This is a genomic window from Micromonospora sp. RV43 (assembly GCF_001029515.1).
GTDB classification, from domain to species: Bacteria; Actinomycetota; Actinomycetes; order Mycobacteriales; family Micromonosporaceae; genus Micromonospora; species Micromonospora aurantiaca.
Genome location: NZ_LEKG01000027.1, coordinates 15,717 through 31,666, shown reverse-complemented (window position 1 = coordinate 31,666; position 15,950 = coordinate 15,717). Strand labels below are relative to the sequence as shown.

The following is a 15,950-nucleotide window of genomic DNA, read 5'->3' as shown; positions in this document are numbered from 1 at the left end:
AGGGACGACTCGACAACCGGTGACCGGGGCGCGTGACTGCAACTGGCCAAATGGACGCGTCCGGCCAACGACGGCAGTTCACGCCGCACCGCAGAGCAATCCATCGGTGTCCGGGCCATCACGCCATCTCCCGCAGCGACGTGGCGCTGGTTACGACGGCGGTACGGACCGCCCACAGGTCGGGGAAGTACCTGTGGGCGGTCAGCTTCGCCAGGGTCCCGACCGGCGTGCCCTGGGTGCCGAACCCGCCGTCGCCGACGAGCCGGGCCGCAAGGAGGTAGTGCCGCATCCGCCACAGCGCCACAGCCTCGTCCCAATCCACCATCCGCTCCGCCAGCCGGTAGATCGGCTGGTCGGCCCGCCACCGGCACAGCTGCTCCAGGGAGACTCCGCAGTGTTCGCAGAGATGCTCGAATGCCTTTGCCAGCTCTCGCCCGGCCCGCCCGATTCCCACCCAGCCCGGCGACTGCGCACCTGACCCCGTGCCCAGCCGAGGTCGCATGACGGCGAACGCCATCGGCGAGAGGTGCTCGAACATGTCGAGCTGGCCGGTCACTGTCCGGATCGCGTCGGCCGCTTGGTGAACGAGCAACTCCCCCGCGCCCACATCGCCCGAACGCAGGTGCCACGCCGCCTCCTGCGACGCCTCCACCGCCACGCGTAACCACAGCTCGGTGCTCTGGTGCGCCACCTGGAACAGCAACTCGTCACGATGAGCACGCTCGGGTGCCGGCACCTGAAGCCGCAGCAGCTCATCCACGCGCATGTACCGGCTGTAGGCGTTCACGTCCGTCGTTCCCACGTAGCCATCTGGCGGCGCGCTGGCAGGACCGCCGTCCTCGTCGTCCAGGCCGTCGGGCGGGCGAGGTGTCGTGTGCACGCCTCCGCTGTGCGAACTCTGAGGTGCCATCTTCAGTGCCCCCGTTGTCTTCGTGGTCGGCGTCAGGCTGATTGACGGACCAGCTGGTCAAAACCATGGAGCGTGAGCCAGGTTCCGCAGCTCCTGACCAGCACGAGCCGCGGCGTCCGCCCTGCGCCGGGCAAGCCACCGCGGAGCTTGTCCGCGACCGGGCAGCCACAGCAGCAGAACGCCGTGGGCCAAGACGGCGGCACCCACCACTGCGCGCGGTCCCGCCGCCATTCGGTCAGCCATGAGGAAAGGAAGTGCCACCGCCGTCACGACCGATCCGCCGGCCGCAGCACGTAGTCCGGCGAGGCTGCCCGACATGGGGAGGGACAGGCCCGCGACGACCGAGACGAGCGCCAGAGCGAGCAGGACGATGAGCACGCCGGCATCCAGTGCCATCGCGCCGAACGGCGTGTTCGCGTCCCAGCCAGCAGCCAGGTACACGGCCGCGTCGGCGAACACCGTGGAGCCGGCGCAACACACAACCGTGGCCAGGCGGACCGCTCTCGGTGCCGATTCGTGGGGGCGCATCGTCCTGTTGACGACGGGGCCTTGGTGCTCCGGCAAGGTTGCGCTCCCTCAAGGCTGGCATTCGGGCTCAAATTCGGTACGGTAATCACGCCTGAAACATGAATACGGTACCGGGACGGGAGATGTCAACACGATGAGGAGTGAGCACGTAGTGATGCCGCCGGCATCACCGGGCTCCGAGCGGCCAGGCAAGACGGCGAGCGCGCCGTGCGCTGGCGGTCGTCTCACGCCGTTCACCACCCTGCTGAGGGCCGCCCGGCACCGCCGACGAGCCGGCCCCATGGCTGGGCTTTCTGCCGACGGCCGCCGTGGGTAGCCGAACTGACCGCGACCGCAGCACGGTGACCCTGCCCGGAGGCCCGGAGCTGACGGTGTATGCGGCTTGTGCCGACGATCTGCCGGCCGTGATGGAACTGCATCAAACCTGCTCAGCGCGCAGCCGGCACTGGCGCTATCTGTCGGGTGCGGTGCCATCACCCGCCCGCCTGCGTCGGCTGCTGGAGCCGGCTCGCGGAGTGACCCTGCTTGCCGCTGCGGGCGACGGCGCGATGGCAGCTGTGGTGGCGATGGCGAACCTGATCGCCGAGGGAGACCAAGCTGAGGCAGCGCTGCTCGTTCGGGACGACTGGCAGCGGCACGGACTCGGTTCGACCCTGCTGGTCTGGTTGCTCGGGCTCGCCAGCAGTAGCGGCTACGCCGCGCTCGTGCTGCACATGCACGCGGAGAACACCCCGATGCTGCGCACGGTCAGGCGGCTCGATCGCGCGGCCCTGACCGAAAGGGACGGCGCCTTTCTCACCTTCACCGTGCCAGTGGTCGCCACCAGCCGAAGGCCGCCCTGGTGAGGCGGCGACCAACGCCCGTGCGGCTCTCCCGCCAAGCGGAGCCGACACAGCGACAGCCAGCATCAGGACCAGCAGGAACGGGCACGACGTGACCGAAGGCAGCCTGCCGGTGATGCCGCCGGCATCACGGCTTGATGATGAAGCGGCCTTCCGCACCCGTGCCGCGTCGCGGTCGCCCACGCCAGTGACGGCGGCCAGCAGCTGCCCAGCGCACGCGCCCGGCGGTCCCACCGACGGCCCGGCTCGGGTTCTCAGCGACGCCCACGCCTTTCTCACGCGCTACTTCCACGAGACAGGACGCGACGGCTTGCGGACTCGCCTGGCGCAGATGCGACGCGAGGTTGAGACCAGCGGCACGTGGTGGCAGACCACCGACGAGTTGGTGTTCGGGGCGAAGCTGGCGTGGCGTAACGCGGAACGGTGCATCGGACGCGCCCGTTGGAGCGCCCTGCGCGTGCGTGATCTCAGAGGGATCAACCGGGCCGATCAGATCCGCGGCGAGTTGGAGAACCACCTGGACCTGTCCACCAACGGCGGTGCCATCGTCCCGATGATGTCGGTCTTCTCCCCAGCGTCAGCCGACATGCCTGCCGTGCGGATCCGCAACTCGCAGCTGATCCGGTACGCAGGATGGACCACCGCAGCCGGCGAGGTGACCGGAGATCCCGCTCAGGCGCGATTCACCGATCAAGCCATACAACTGGGTTGGCGAGGACCGTCGAACCGGACCCGGTTCGACGTGCTGCCCTGGATCATCGACGGCATTGACGTCGGCCGGGCGCTGTTCGCCGTCCCTGCCTCCTGCGTCTTGGAGGTGGAACTGCGCCACCCGCAGCATCCCTGGTTCGCGCTGTTGGGACTGCGCTGGCCGGCGCTGCCCGCGATCAGCGACATGACCTTAAGGGTGGGCGGGGTCATCTATCCCTGCGCGCCGTTCAGCGGCAGTTACATGGCCTCCGAGATCGCCAGTCGCAACCTCGCCGACCCGGCGCGCTACCACCAGCTGCCCGCAGTGGCGCGCGGGCTGGGCCTTGACACGCGACGAGACCGGCTGTGGCGGGACAAGGCGCTCCTCATGCTCAACGAGGCGGTCCTGCACAGCTTCCTCGCCGCCGGGGTCCGCATCACCGATCACCATCGGGAAAGCATCTCCTTCGCGCGGTTCACCGACCGGGAAGAAGCCGCAGGGCGGCCGGTCTACGGGGGTCGCGTCCGCGCTGGTGGTGTAGGAGACGGCCATCGCGGAATCCGGTTTGATGTTATGCGGCGATCGGGGTGGGGTCGGTCTGGTCGGTGTCGTGTTGGCTGGTGTCGATCGTGACCATGCGGGCTTTGGCGAGGAGTTCCAGGCCCATGTAGCGGCGGCCTTCGGTCCATTCGTCGGTCTGCTCGGCCAGGACGGCGCCGACGAGTCGGATGATCGACGGCCGGTTGGGGAAGATTCCGACGACGTCGGTGCGACGGCGGATCTCCTTGTTCAACCGTTCCTGGGGGTTGTTCGACCAGATCTGGCGCCAGATCTCGCGGGGAAAGCCGGTGAACGCCAAAAGATCGTCACGGGCGGCGTCGAGGTGTTCGGCGGCGGCCGGGAACTTCGCCTCGATCGTGGCCACGACCCGGTCGAACTGGGCGCGGACGGCGTCGGCGTCGGGCTGGTCGAAGATCGTGCGGACGAGTGTGGCGATCCACGGCTGCGCCGATTTGGGCACCTTCGTCAGCAGGTTGCGCAGGTAGTGGGTCCGGCACCGCTGCCACGATGCCCCGGGCAGAGCCGCGCCGATGGCGGCCACGAGACCGGCGTGGGCGTCGGAGATGACCAGACGCACCCCGGTCAGACCACGGGCGGTCAGGCTGCGCAGGAACGCCAGCCAGCCGGCGCCGTCCTCATCCGAGGCCACGTCCAGGCCCAACACCTCACGCTGGCCGTCGGCGTTGACGCCCACGGCGATCAGCGCGTGGACGTTGACGGTGCGGCCGTGCTCTCGGACCTTCATCGTGAGCGCGTCCATCCACACGAACGTGTAGTGGGCGGCGTCGAGGGGCCGGTTGCGGAACGCCTCAACCTGGACGTCCAGGTGCGCTGCCATCTCCGAGACCTGCGACTTCGACAACTGCCGGATGCCGAGCTGCTCGACCAGCTTCTCCACCCGCCGCGTCGACACCCCGAGCAGGTAGGAAGTGGCCACGACCGACACCAACGCCTGTTCGGCTCGCCGCCGGTGAGTCAGCAACCAGTCCGGGAAGTACGAGCCGGACCGCAGCTTCGGGATCGCCAGGTCGATCGTGCCGGCCCTGGTGTCCCACTCCCGAGGCCGGTAGCCGTTGCGGGAGTTGACCCGCTCCTCGCTGCGCTGCCCATACCCAGCGCCGCAGATGGCGTCCGCCTCGGCGGACATCACCGCCTGCGCGAACGTCTTGATCATCGCCTGCAACAGATCCGGCGACGCGCCCGCGATCTGCTCGCACAGCAGCTCAACAGGGTTCACACTCTCAGATGCGGCCATCGCGCATCACTCTCCTTCACTGGGCTTAGCCGTCTCGAAGGATCGCGCGGTGGCCGTCTCCTATCTACCCAACACGCCCATCACGGGCAAGTCGTACACCACTTCCGTGGACGCAACCTCTACGGGGACTGGTCGTGGCTCAACAGCTACCCCATGACTCCGCAGGACCCGAGCTGGGGCCGCTACTACGCATCACCCTCGCCGCAAGATCCCGGGCTGCACCCCTCTCCACCGGTGAAGCCGTGATCGGACCATGACCTGCCCACAGTGCCGAAGCTCCGAGGACGGCTGCTGTCTTAGGTCAGAGCGCTGGTGACGAAAGGATTCAGACCGTGCGTAGCGCGACCGAACTGCCCGGCATGGTTGAACTGAGTATGCCAGCGCGCAATGCTCGCCTCGATGCGCTCATCAAGGCGGCCCACGACCTGCTTGACCGGGCCGTTCGGGAGGAGATCGTCGAGCACCACGACGGCCACGGCCGTAACCGCAAGCATGTGGCGACTGCGGTGCTGTTCTCCGGCGGCCACGACTCCACAGTGCTGGCCCACCTGTTCCGCCGGCGAGCGACTCATGCGATTCACGCGAACACCGGGATCGGCGTTGAGGCCACCCGCCAGTTTGTACGTGACACCTGCGCGAGCTGGGGACTACCGCTCATCGAGAAGCACCCGCCGGTGGGTTCAACGTACCGCGAGCTGGTGCTGACCGACGGATTCCCTGGTCCGGCGAAGCACTGGAAAATGTACCAACGGCTCAAGGAACGCGCCTTGGAAGCGGCCAAGAACGAGCTGGTGAGGATGCCGTCGCGCGAGCGGATGGTCTTCCTGGCTGGCCGGCGCAGCGGTGAGTCGAAGCGGCGCGCCAGAATCCCAGAGGTTGAGCGCCGGAAGTCGATCGTCTGGGTATCTCCGCTGCGGAACTGGACGGCACTGGACTTGAACACCTACCGGCGTCGGTTCCTCGACTGCCCCCGCAACGAGGTCGCCGACATGCTCCACATGTCCGGGGAGTGTCTGTGCGGGGCGTTCGCCGAGCCCGGCGAACTGGACGAACTGGCGATGTGGCCGGTTGCGGCCGACGCCGTGGCCCAGATCCGCAGCCTGGAGACGGAAGCCGTTCAAGCGGGCATTCCCGAGCCCCGGTGCCGCTGGGGGTGGGGCGCCGACCAGGGCCGGGCCAAGGCTCGTGGTGGCCCGTTGTGTTCGTCGTGCGAGATAGCCGGCCAGCTTGAGCTGTTTGCTGCCAAGCCTTGACTTCCGTGCATCGGACGGCATTGCCGCGCTCCGCTAGTGCCCTGACCACGAACGTTCACGGTGTCGGGGTCAGGCTGCTGCGCGTGCGGCGGGTTGGCCCCAGCGTCGTTGTCGTTGGCTGCGGATGCGGGCGCGTTCGCGGCGTTGGGCGGCCAGGACGTCGGGGTGGCGGGCGTTGGCGTTGCGCCAGCGCAGGTAGGTCTGCAGCCGCCGGGTCAGGGAGGGGTGGTTGGGGTGGTTCGAGCCGGCGATGACGAAGGTGCGTAGCGGCCCGAACTGGGCCTCGATCGGGTTGGCCCAGGAGGCGTAGGTCGGGGTGAAGCAGAGCTCGACCTTGTTCCGGGCCGCCCACCTGCGGATCTTGAGGCCTTTGTGCGCGGACAGGTTGTCCAGGATGACGTAGATCGGCGCCCCGTCCGGGCGGGCGGCGCGGATCGACTTGAGCGCGGCGAGGGTGTTCGCGGCGCTCTTGCGGCGCCGGACAACGCCCCAGAGTTGGTCGTCGCCGATGGAGTAGCAGCCGTGGAACTGCCGGACTCCGTGCAGCTTGTGGTAGTTCGCGGGCAGCCGGTGCGGATGGCCGGCGGGCGCCCACCCGGCGCCGGCCTGAGGGCGGATCACCAGGGGCCCGAACTCGTCGAAGGCGAACGTCCGCTGCGGGAAGTGGCTGCTCACGTACTCGATCCGGGCGAGCTTGACGTCCCGGTCAGGGTCGGTGGACTCCTTCCACGTCTTGGTCCGTTGGAAGGTGATCTGGTGCCGGTGCAGGATCTGCCGCAGCCGTTCCCGCCCGATACGGATCCGGCGGGTGGAGTGAACGCGCAGGTGGTCGGCGAGCTTGCGGATGCTCCACCGGATGAACGGCCGCCCCAGCTTCTCAGGGCGGGTGTTGGCCGTCTCGACGATGAACTGTTCCTCGTCGCTACTGATCTGGCGGGGACGGCCACCCGCCCACTGAGGGTCCAGGCTGGCCATCCCCATCTCATTGAACCGGTGGATGACCTGCCGGATCGTGTCCTCATCAGCCTGCACGAGACGGGCGATCGCCGGCACCGTGTTCCCACCGGCCGAGGCGAGCACGACCATGGCCCGCCGTAACCGGATCGGCGAGCCGGTACCTCTACGAGTAATCCTCAGCAGCTGCTGACCCTCCTGGTCACTGAGCCGCCGAACGCGAACGGGTTCTGCCACCAACACAGCCTGAACCACCCACGCCGCGCTTCCGGCACGCCGGACGGCGTGTCATCCAACACCGTGAACGTTGTTGGTCAGGGCACTAGCAGTCTTCGTGCCACCGCAGGATGTCTACCGCGAGCAGTTCCACCACCGGCCGGTTCGTCAGACCCCGACGGCCGTGGGATCGACGCCCCTGCCGAGCGGGCCGGTAAGTGACCACCACGGCGTGGAAGCCGTCGACGTCGCACACCGCGTACCGGATCCCGTCACCGGCGGCAGAGGACTGATTGGGGGCACGGTCGAGCACGATGTCGCCGATGTGACGCAACGCCGCCGCCGCAGTGGCTTCGCCCTGTTCGGCGAGGGCCTTGACGTCGGCCAGGGCCGGCGTCCACACGGCAAGGTCGGCGCTGCCGCGCGGCAAGCCGCGGCTCTGGAGCACCTGCACGGGAAGCTCAGCGACCCTCGTCAGCCGCGCCAGTTCCAGGATCGTGGTGGGCTGAGGACCTGCGCCGTGATTCAGGCGCTCACGAACCTTCGCCACTGCTTGCTTGTCCATCTCTCGCGCCAGCCGCTGGATCAGCCCGTTCCACACCGGCAGCGGTGCCAGCACCGCCTCGTTGGTGCCGTACAGGCCGAGGTACACCACGTCTACGGCCTCACCCGACCGCCAGGATTCGAGGTACCTGTGCAGGCCAGCCCTGACGACCCCTACCGTCGCGGTGATCATGTGTCCCTTCCCTGTAACCGTTCGATCTCGTCCGCGAAGCCATGATCTGTGGCCAAGGCGGCGCCTACGACGCGGGCGGTGTGCCCGGCGGAGGCGATGCACTCTCGCAGGCCGTGTTCCTCCCGCAGCCTGCGCAGCGTCGGCCACAGGAGGCGATCATGCCAGTATGCGGGTCCGTCCCGGCTTCGGTGGGGCGACATCCGTTCAGCCCCAAAGTCGTGCTGGTACGACCCGAGCAACGCCCACAGCTCACGAACGACCCCGGGGTGGCGATACCAGCACGACGCGATGCCGTAGGTCGACGCCGTCAACTCGTAGGCCTCGTTGAGCCAGTCGACGAAGTCCCGCACCCGGGTCAGCGCGACCACCTGGTCGGCGGTGCAGAGGTGATCGAACGACCAGACCGAGAAGGTGATGCCGGCGGCATCACGGCGCATCGCCGTCCTGCCCCGCCGCAACGTCGGCGCCCACACGGTCGGTGGCCGCGACGCGGCTAGCCGTCGGGACCGTCGGCCCGGCGTGGCCAGCACAGCGTTCTCCACCGCGACGAGACGGTTGTCCACCGCCGCGACGGCCTGGCCGATCTCCAGCAGCAGGTCGCCGTCATCGGGCAGGATCTCAGCGCCGCTCATGCCAGCCGTCCGGTCAACCGTGCCACGGCTTCCGCACTCTGGGCGGCTTCCTTCGCCCACGGACCCTCCCAGTACGGCTGGAACTCCACGACCACCGGCGGGGCTTGCCGGTAGATCAGCAGGCCCTGCGACGGTGACAGCTCCCGAATCTGGTGCGGGTGCAGGATCGGCCGCTCACGGTCGCTGGCGGTCGTGGACACCTCTCCCCGCGCCACCGTGGTGGAGTTGACCGGCACCTCCATCACACCGGCCAGTGAACTCATCATGCTCAGCAGGTCCGGTTCGCTGGTGCCACCCATGACGATCTTCGCCGTGGCGGACCCGAACACCTCAGCCGCTCCGGCCTCACCCCACCGGTCCCGCGCCTGCCCGAGTCCCTGTCCGCCGATCGCGAGGGTGGTGCCCTGGCCCCCGAGGCGGGACATGAGGCTACCCAAACGAGGCAGCGGGGCGACGTTGCCGACCTCGTCGATGACGCACCGCAGCGGTGGATCGAGGCGGGCGGGCCACCGCCGCTCGGCGGCTGCTCTCGCCTGTCGCAGGATCTCGTTGACGAACGCGGTGACCAACGGAGCGACGGTGTCGTTGTCCCCGCTCATCACGTACACCGTGTCGGTGGACTCCAGGAACCGGCTGATGTCGAACGCCTCCTGCTCCGACGGGCGGCACGCCTGGAGAACCGCGGGGTCGGCGAACATGCTGAGCATGTCCGCCAAGGTCTTCTTCGTCGACTCCAGCGGCCCGTTGCCGCGGTCGCCCGAGGTGGCCTCCTCCAGCGCCGTCGCCCATCCAGGGGCGGCGTCGAGGTGGCTGCGCAGAATCTCCCGGGCCGGCAGGCTGGGGCTGTCCATCCGCAGCGCCCATTCCACCACACTGCCCATGTCGCGGCCGTCCAGGGCAGCGGCGTGCAGCAGGCACCTCAAGACGTCTCGGGCCTGCTTGATGAAGAACTTCGAGTTGGTGGTGTGCGTGTCGTCGGGCGTCGCGGCGGCGAACGCCTCCGCGGTTGAGATAGCGACTCGTGGCTGCTCACAGCCTCGCACCGGCGACCACCGCAGAGGCGTCGGCCAGCCGATCACGTCTCCCGGGTCGAACACGTACACCGTTCCCCGAGCCTTGCGGGACAGGTAGGTGATCGACAGCAAGTCGCCCTTGCTGGACCCGGCTACGCAGGGGCCCGGCGCGGTCCGCACGAGATCCGCCAGCACCCCGGCGGTTTTAAAAGCACGCGGCGGTGCCATCACCGCGATCGAATCCTCGTGGCGCACGTACAACCGGCGTCCATCCCCCACGGAACGAGCCAACGGAACGGCCACCTCTTCCATGGGGGCATTGCGCCGATCGGACAGGCCAGGGCGGGTCTGCGCGGCGGATCGACGCGCGGCCCGCTTGCCCAGGAACGGCGCCCATTGCCGGTGCCCGGCCAGCCCGTCGCGTTGGCGGCGGCTGCGTCGCGTCTTCCACCCCACCGCGACGGCGGCGACCGCCGTGAGTTCCGCGACGAACAGCGCCCAGATCAGCGCGGCCGGCGCGACCTGCGCCCCTGCGTACCCGGAGGCCGGGTTCGCCGGCGATCGCATGAACGCCTCCATCGTGTCGCCGAGGTTCGGACGCGCCGGTGCGCCGGTGAGCAGCCCCGACAGCCAGACCGCGCTGTGCCAGGCGGCGAGCGCACCGGCGAGTGACGTCATCACCCCGAACCACGCCCCGGGTCCGGATCCGGACGGTGATGCCGCCGGCATCAGCGGGCACCCCCCTCACCGGCGCCGGTCATCGCCGCATCGGTGTCCGTCAACGCGGCCTCCGCCGACGAGCGTAGGTGCTGCATCAGCAGTGGGGCGCCGGACCCGATCCGCAGAAGACACACCCCCTGCTGAAGGGTCATCAGATCGCCCAGCAGGTGCGGCGGCAGGGAGTACAGGCGTACACACCGCGACGCGTCGTCCTCGCGGGCCTGGGCATACATGTACACCGTCTCCGCTTCCTTGAGCATGGCGACCGCGGGTGAATCCTCCGGAATATCGGCCAGGTGGTGCAGTGCCACGACGTTGGCCAAGCCGATGCCCCGGGCCAGCTTGCTGTTGCGCTGGAACAGCCGAGCGCCGACTCCTTCGGCCAGGTGCCAGCCCTCCTCGGCGACGAACGTCGTCTGCCAGCCTCGCCGACGTCGCAACAGGTTGGTCAACCATGTGTTGAGCACGGTCATGACCAGCGGGATCGCGGGGCCCTCCGTGGGCAGTTGCGACAGGTCGAAGCTGGTCAGGCGATCGGCGAGGCGCACGTCCGTGCTCGTGGGGCCGTCGAACAGGCCGGCGAGGTCGTCACCGCAGACCCTTTCCAGATCGAACGCGAGGCTCAGTGCCGCCTCCGCGAACCGATCGCGGGCAGTGCTCGTGGCCACGTCTCCGAACATCTCCACGGGAGGGGCGAGCCTCAACGCGGCGATGACGTCGTCGACGACCGCGGTTCGGCCGGCCGACTCCGCCTCGGCCAGGGCTCGAAGGTGAGCGGTGCGCAGCGCCGCGCCCTGCCACGAGTCCGGTTCGGCTCCTGACGCGGCGTGGACCACCGCACGGAGCAGTTGCAGCTGCCCGGCGACTTGGGTGGCGCTTTCCGCCGACACTCCGATCACCGGGTCTAGGAGGTTGATCCTGCTGCCACCCTCGCCCACCTGGAACCGGATGGGCTGGCCGCCCAGCTGCCGGCACAGCTCGCTGTACTCGCCCTCCCCACCTTGGTCCTTCCGGTCTGCTACGACGGTGCGCCGATTCCGGAACGCCAGGGGCCGGTAGACGTACACGGTCTTGATGAGCGCGGACTTGCCCTTGCCGACGTCGCCGAGCACCACCACGTTGGGCGAGCTCACGGTTTTGCGTTGGTAGGCCGTGAACGGGTCGTGGTGGATGGGTTGGCCGGTCACCAGGTCGATGCCATTGAGGATGCCGTCGGTGTGGGTGGGGGGCGCAGAGATGGCGGTGCAGAGCACCTCGCTCTGCCGGGTGGTGCTCAAGATTCCTGGGACGCGGGGTGCGTAGATCCCGAACCTGCCGAGCAGGGGGGAGCGGCGCCACCGCCACGTAGCCGGAACCAGCACTTCCGGGGCGGGCGTGGGGCTGGTGCCGGTGTCCGGCATCTGCGGGCGCGGAGGTGATGCCGCCAGCATCACTCTGGCCGCAGCCGGCAGCGGTGGTGGGGCGGGTAACGGCGGAGCTGGCGGCGCGGAGGACACCGGCTGGGGGTTGGGAGGTGATGCCGGCGGCATCACCGGCGGTCGGCGCGGGATTCCGGCGTTCGAGGGCTGAGCGGATCGGGTCACGGTTGTGCCTCCATGCCTCGCCAAACCGGCCAGGTCGTCGGCATGGCCGTGTCGTGGCGTGTGTCGAGCCAGTCGAGGTGGCTGATCCCGCATTCCCCGGCGGCGTCGGCGAGCGCGGTTGAGGCGCGCATCACCTGGTCCTCGTCGGCGGCGGTGACGCACAGGTATCCGGCCCACCGGGCGCCGTGGATGCCCGAGCCGGGTTGCAGATCGGCTAGGCGTTGCGCCGACGCGGACAGCTGCACGACCTGGGTACCGTCGTCGACCGAGCCCCGGCGCAGCGCGGCGTCGCGGATGCCGCGGTCAACGGTGACGTCCTCGCGGGCCCGGCGACGTGCTTTCGCCGCTGGCTGCACCTCCACGTGCAGGCTGATCGTGCGGATGACCGGGTGAGTGATGCCGTGCAGCAGGGGGGCGATCCACCGGGTATGTACCGGCTCGGGAGTCACCGCAGAGGAGGGGATGACCGCGACGCGGTGCCACCAGGACTCGTCCACCACTGCGGCGTGCCGCAGTGTGCGGCGCGAGCGGAGCCAGGTGTCGGAGGTGACGTCGACGGTCTGATCGAGGGGGAACTGCGGGTTTTGCAGATGGCGCAGCAGCGCCGCGAGCCGGTGGGTGCTCACCAGCCGGGGGTTGCGTAGGTCCGCTCGGCGAGCCAGCGTCGCCACCCACTGCGCCTGCTCGACCGCCAGACGCGCCCACCCGGTTTCCCCTTCGCCGTGGGCGGCGGCGGCCCGGGCGAACACCGTGGTGACTGGTAGCCGAAGCACGAGGTAGTGGCGCATCATCTCGGTCGCGCCGGCGGTCATCCGTACCAGCTCGGCGTAGGACTGGGTCAATGCCGTCGGCGCCTGCGGGTCCACGTGGTCCGCCGCCCACCGTTCGTGCACGGCGGAGTCGGTGGGCATGATCCGGGTGACGGACTGGATGCCCGAGATCAGACCCTCGTCGCGTGCCAACCGGGCCAGCAGGTGTCCGTACGCCGCTGCGGCTCGGTCGTAGTCGCTTTGGGCGCGTAGTCCCGCCGGTTGGCCGTCGACCTCGATGGCCACCGACAGGTAGGACTGCTCGCCGGGGCACCGATGCAGGAGCACCGCAGTATCGTCCGGCCCGGACAACCATTGGATACCTTCCAGTCCGGGCGCCTCGTCTCGGACCCGCCGCGCCCATCGGCCGGCCGCCCGTCGGTCAGCCTTCGTCGTCGGCACCGGGATCGGCTCGGCCAGGTGCACAGGAATCAGCTCTGTCTCACCCCGTCGGCACCGCAGTGCCCACCACCCCCGCAGGATCAGTTCGGTGCCCGGCGACCGGCCGGTGAGGGGATTCTGTCGGGTCAGCAGGTACCCGGAGCCGAAGATGGCCGCGCCGGCCGCCAAGCCGCCGAGGCCGCCGGCGGTGACCGCGATGAGGAGACCGGCACCGAGGCAGACGCTGACCACGATGTTGCCGGTGCGGCTCCGGGCGCCGCCGAGGAACCCTCGCGCCCGGATCTCTCCGCCGAGCCGAGCCGTACGGACCGGTGCGTCACTCACTGGCTAGTCTCCCGCCACGTCGCCTGCGCGGTGCGCAGCGTCGTCGATCTTCTGCTTGGTGGCCGCAGCGGCCTGCGCAGCGAGCAACACCCCTGCGGCGACCCCGCCGGTGGCCACGGTCGCACCGGCACCGGCCGCCACGCCTGCGCCCCCGGCCGCGCCCGCGCCCGCGCCGGCCCCGGCACTCGCGCCACCGCCGGCTCCTGCCGAAGGACCGGCCGCAGGCGGAGCTGCCGTACCCGACAACGGCGCGGTTCCGGAATTTGGCCGTGACGATGCGGACTCGCCCTGGCCGCCCCGACCGCCGCCGTCGCTGGCGTCCTGGCCCGATCCGCTGGACGTCGAAGGCGGCTGCGCAGACGACTGCTCAGAGGCGCCCTGGCGTTGAGGCGAACGTGGCCCGGGCTCGCTGTGGCCCTCAGCGGGACGAGGACTGCCTCCGCTGCCGCCAGAATCGGAGGAGGGGCCGGAGGACATCCGCCGATACGCCAGCTGCATCATCGCCGAGCTGGCGACGCCGCTGAACGCGCTGTTCGACGATCGTTTGGAACGGGCTATCCGCTCTGCGCCGCCGCCGGGCAAGACTGGGGCGAACTTGACCACCGCCCACGGCGCGAACCCGACAAACAGCAGCATCAAGGCGGCGACCAGAGCGGACACCAGCGCCCGCATCCCGTCGTCCTGAATGGCTGCCACGCTGAACGAGCTGTCACCGTACTTGGCGACTACACCGAGCAGGAAGAAGACCAGGGGCCGGCCGGCCAGCAACCACAACCACAACGTCGGCAACTTCTGCGCCTGGGGCCGCGTCGCGGGATCGATCGCCAGGACGAACGCGATCGCCATCACCGCGCCCGTGAGGTAGAGGGTCAGCAACTGCACGAGCAGACCCACCAGCAACGCGAACGCTCCTACCAGCGCGGCCACGACGATGAGAATCCCGATCAGCGGGCCGCCCGGTATCAGCCCCATGTTCGCCGGCACCGCCATCGCATTGAGCTTCGCCGCCAGCGATGCCACGTCCGTGGCGAAGTACGCCATGATGCTGGCCGTCGCGCCGTTGGACAGCTGCACCAGCAGGTAACCCAGGCCAGGCCCGAACAGCACCAGGACCATCGCCCACGGCAGGCGCCGCCACACCGAATCGGCCAGTTCCTCGCCTGTCATCTCGCCCGAGCCGGCCTTGTAGAACACCCGCGCGAGCATCGCCACGAGCACGAACATGGCGATCCCCGAGCCCGCCGCGTACGACTGGACGAACGCCGTCGACCGCACGTCCGGCGCGCTCAGATGGGCCAGGTTCGTCACCACCCGGGTCAGCAGGTCGCTCAGCGACGTCGCCAGGTGATCCGCCACCCGGTTCATGGTCTGGCCCCACGGATCCTTGGCGAAGTCCACCCCCGCCCGCAGCGCCGCGAGTCGCTGCTGGTACTCCTCCGCGATGCCCGCCATGAGCTGCTTCACCCGGCCGCAGACGTCCCCCACCAGCGGCAAATCAGGCAGCCACTCGCAGACGCGCTCGACCGCGTCTCCGGTCGCCACCGCGCCCTGCTTGAGGGCGTCGACCAGGCGGGATTCGCAGACCTGCACGAACGGCCGGGGGATTCTCAGATCCTCGCGCGCCTTCGCGCACCGCGCCGCCGCGACCTCCGTCGCGGCCTGGTCCTCGGCTGGGTCCGCCGACGCTGGTGATGCCGCCGGCATCACCGCCAGGCAGGCCACCGCGATCAGCAGGCACCGGGCCGCCCACCGGCCGGCCCGCCTCATGCTGTCAGCAGTTACCATCGGCGTACCTACGGAATCCGTTGGCGCTCAGCGCCGAACCGTAGCGGGACCAGTCCCGATCGGTCACTGTCGCACCCTGCAAGGGTTTCACCCCGTCGGGAAGTTCACTGCTGGCCGCCGACACCACCGCCCAGCGATCGTTGAGCCGATCCAGGCGCACGTCGACAGCCCGCCAGTCGTCGTGCACCGCTGCGCCGGTCGACCACCGCACCGGCAGCAGCACCGTCACCGTGGCGCTGGTCCCGTCCCCTGTCACCCGGAACGCGCCGCGTGACGGCTGCGGTTGACTGACCGTCATCCGCGACAGGTAAGGGGCCTGCCCCTGGTGAAGGGCCACCAGATCCGGAGAACCGAAGTCGTTGCCCACCTGACGCACCACGTCCACCGCCCCCGGTTGGGCGAACGCGGTGCTCTCCGTCCACCGCACCACCGCCGCAGCCGTCTCTGCCGCACCCTCCGGAGTCGCCGCGGTGGTGAGGGTCGCCACGACCGCCTGCGCCGGGTCAGGTCCGCCCGAGCACGCGGACACGTCGGAGCGTCCCACAGCCTCCTCGACCGGCGGTGTGGCGCTGGCAGCCGGGGACGGTCTCTCCTCCCCGCCGCGGGTGAGCGCCACGACGACAACGGCAACGGCCAGCGCCGAGACCACCGCCACCAAGAGCAGGGCTCGTCGGTGCTGGCCCGCGCTCTCCGACGATTCCCCTGCCGTTCCTCGGGTCTGGTCGTCCTCGCTCAC

14 protein-coding genes are annotated in these 15,950 nt (G+C 69.6%); 3 read left to right on the top strand and 11 right to left on the bottom strand.

What is annotated here, in order from left to right; genetic code table 11:
* Positions 1 to 118: 118 nt before the first annotated feature.
* Positions 119 to 880, bottom strand: coding sequence for a tryptophan 2,3-dioxygenase family protein (locus ABD52_RS09560; protein ID WP_235437427.1), 762 nt, complete (start codon positions 878 to 880; stop codon positions 119 to 121).
* 87 nt (positions 881 to 967) lie between these two features.
* Entirely contained in the window at positions 968 to 1,369 is a 402-nt protein-coding gene (locus tag ABD52_RS09555) for a hypothetical protein (RefSeq protein ID WP_152748223.1), read from the bottom strand.
* Positions 1,370 to 1,779: 410 nt separating this feature from the next.
* Between ABD52_RS09555 and ABD52_RS09550 the strand changes: the two genes are divergently transcribed.
* The gene (locus ABD52_RS09550) at positions 1,780 to 2,283 is read left to right on the top strand and encodes a GNAT family N-acetyltransferase (protein WP_235437426.1); all 504 of its coding nucleotides are present in this window, start codon (positions 1,780 to 1,782) and stop codon (positions 2,281 to 2,283) included.
* Between the two features lie 88 nt (positions 2,284 to 2,371).
* Positions 2,372 to 3,604, top strand: a complete 1,233-nt coding sequence (locus ABD52_RS09545; protein WP_082171255.1) for a nitric oxide synthase oxygenase — start codon at positions 2,372 to 2,374, stop codon at positions 3,602 to 3,604.
* Here ABD52_RS09545 and ABD52_RS09540 read toward each other — a convergent pair.
* Positions 3,543 to 4,787: an IS256 family transposase gene (locus ABD52_RS09540; RefSeq protein WP_047891573.1), complete on the bottom strand. Its 1,245-nt coding sequence runs from the start codon at positions 4,785 to 4,787 to the stop codon at positions 3,543 to 3,545. The two genes, ABD52_RS09545 and ABD52_RS09540, sit on opposite strands and share 62 nt — an antisense overlap.
* A gap of 332 nt (positions 4,788 to 5,119) precedes the next feature.
* On the opposite strand from ABD52_RS09540, the gene ABD52_RS09535 reads away from it, so the two are divergent.
* On the top strand, positions 5,120 to 6,040 hold the full coding sequence (locus ABD52_RS09535) for a phosphoadenosine phosphosulfate reductase family protein (protein WP_082171254.1): 921 nt from the start codon (positions 5,120 to 5,122) through the stop codon (positions 6,038 to 6,040).
* A 69-nt stretch (positions 6,041 to 6,109) separates the two neighbouring features.
* Here ABD52_RS09535 and ABD52_RS09530 read toward each other — a convergent pair whose 3' ends face one another.
* From ABD52_RS09530 to ABD52_RS09495, 8 genes are all read right to left on the bottom strand, one after another.
* A complete protein-coding gene (locus ABD52_RS09530) occupies positions 6,110 to 7,231 on the bottom strand; it encodes an IS630 family transposase (RefSeq protein ID WP_235437425.1) in 1,122 nt (373 codons plus the stop codon).
* An 85-nt stretch (positions 7,232 to 7,316) separates the two neighbouring features.
* Positions 7,317 to 7,946, bottom strand: a complete 630-nt coding sequence (locus ABD52_RS09525; protein ID WP_047891570.1) for a hypothetical protein — start codon at positions 7,944 to 7,946, stop codon at positions 7,317 to 7,319.
* Positions 7,943 to 8,578: a hypothetical protein gene (locus ABD52_RS09520; RefSeq protein ID WP_053065342.1), complete on the bottom strand. Its 636-nt coding sequence runs from the start codon at positions 8,576 to 8,578 to the stop codon at positions 7,943 to 7,945. Before ABD52_RS09520 ends, ABD52_RS09525 begins: the two co-directional genes overlap by 4 nt.
* Positions 8,575 to 10,269 (bottom strand): type IV secretory system conjugative DNA transfer family protein, encoded by a 1,695-nt coding sequence (locus tag ABD52_RS09515; protein WP_047891569.1) that lies wholly within the window; start codon positions 10,267 to 10,269, stop codon positions 8,575 to 8,577. The genes ABD52_RS09520 and ABD52_RS09515 overlap by 4 nt, the downstream gene beginning before the upstream one ends.
* A 50-nt stretch (positions 10,270 to 10,319) precedes the next feature.
* Positions 10,320 to 11,588 (bottom strand): ATP-binding protein, encoded by a 1,269-nt coding sequence (locus ABD52_RS09510; protein ID WP_235437424.1) that lies wholly within the window; start codon positions 11,586 to 11,588, stop codon positions 10,320 to 10,322.
* A 302-nt stretch (positions 11,589 to 11,890) separates the two neighbouring features.
* On the bottom strand, positions 11,891 to 13,429 hold the full coding sequence (locus ABD52_RS09505; RefSeq protein ID WP_047891568.1) for an SCO6880 family protein: 1,539 nt from the start codon (positions 13,427 to 13,429) through the stop codon (positions 11,891 to 11,893).
* Between the two features lie 3 nt (positions 13,430 to 13,432).
* Positions 13,433 to 15,214, bottom strand: coding sequence for a hypothetical protein (locus ABD52_RS39750; protein WP_161801617.1), 1,782 nt, complete (start codon positions 15,212 to 15,214; stop codon positions 13,433 to 13,435).
* Positions 15,201 to 15,950, bottom strand: a complete 750-nt coding sequence (locus ABD52_RS09495) for a hypothetical protein (RefSeq protein ID WP_053065340.1) — start codon at positions 15,948 to 15,950, stop codon at positions 15,201 to 15,203. Before ABD52_RS09495 ends, ABD52_RS39750 begins: the two co-directional genes overlap by 14 nt.

Bases quoted from the DNA above. Each gene is read 5' to 3' on its own strand.
- ABD52_RS09540 (WP_047891573.1), bottom strand. From the start codon at position 4,787: ATGGCCGCATCTGAGAGTGTGAACCCTGTTGAGCTGCTGTGCGAGCAG.
- ABD52_RS09525 (WP_047891570.1), bottom strand. From the start codon at position 7,946: ATGATCACCGCGACGGTAGGGGTCGTCAGGGCTGGCCTGCACAGGTAC.
- ABD52_RS09520 (WP_053065342.1), bottom strand. From the start codon at position 8,578: ATGAGCGGCGCTGAGATCCTGCCCGATGACGGCGACCTGCTGCTGGAG.
- ABD52_RS09515 (WP_047891569.1), bottom strand. From the start codon at position 10,269: ATGACGTCACTCGCCGGTGCGCTCGCCGCCTGGCACAGCGCGGTCTGG.
- ABD52_RS39750 (WP_161801617.1), bottom strand. From the start codon at position 15,214: ATGGTAACTGCTGACAGCATGAGGCGGGCCGGCCGGTGGGCGGCCCGG.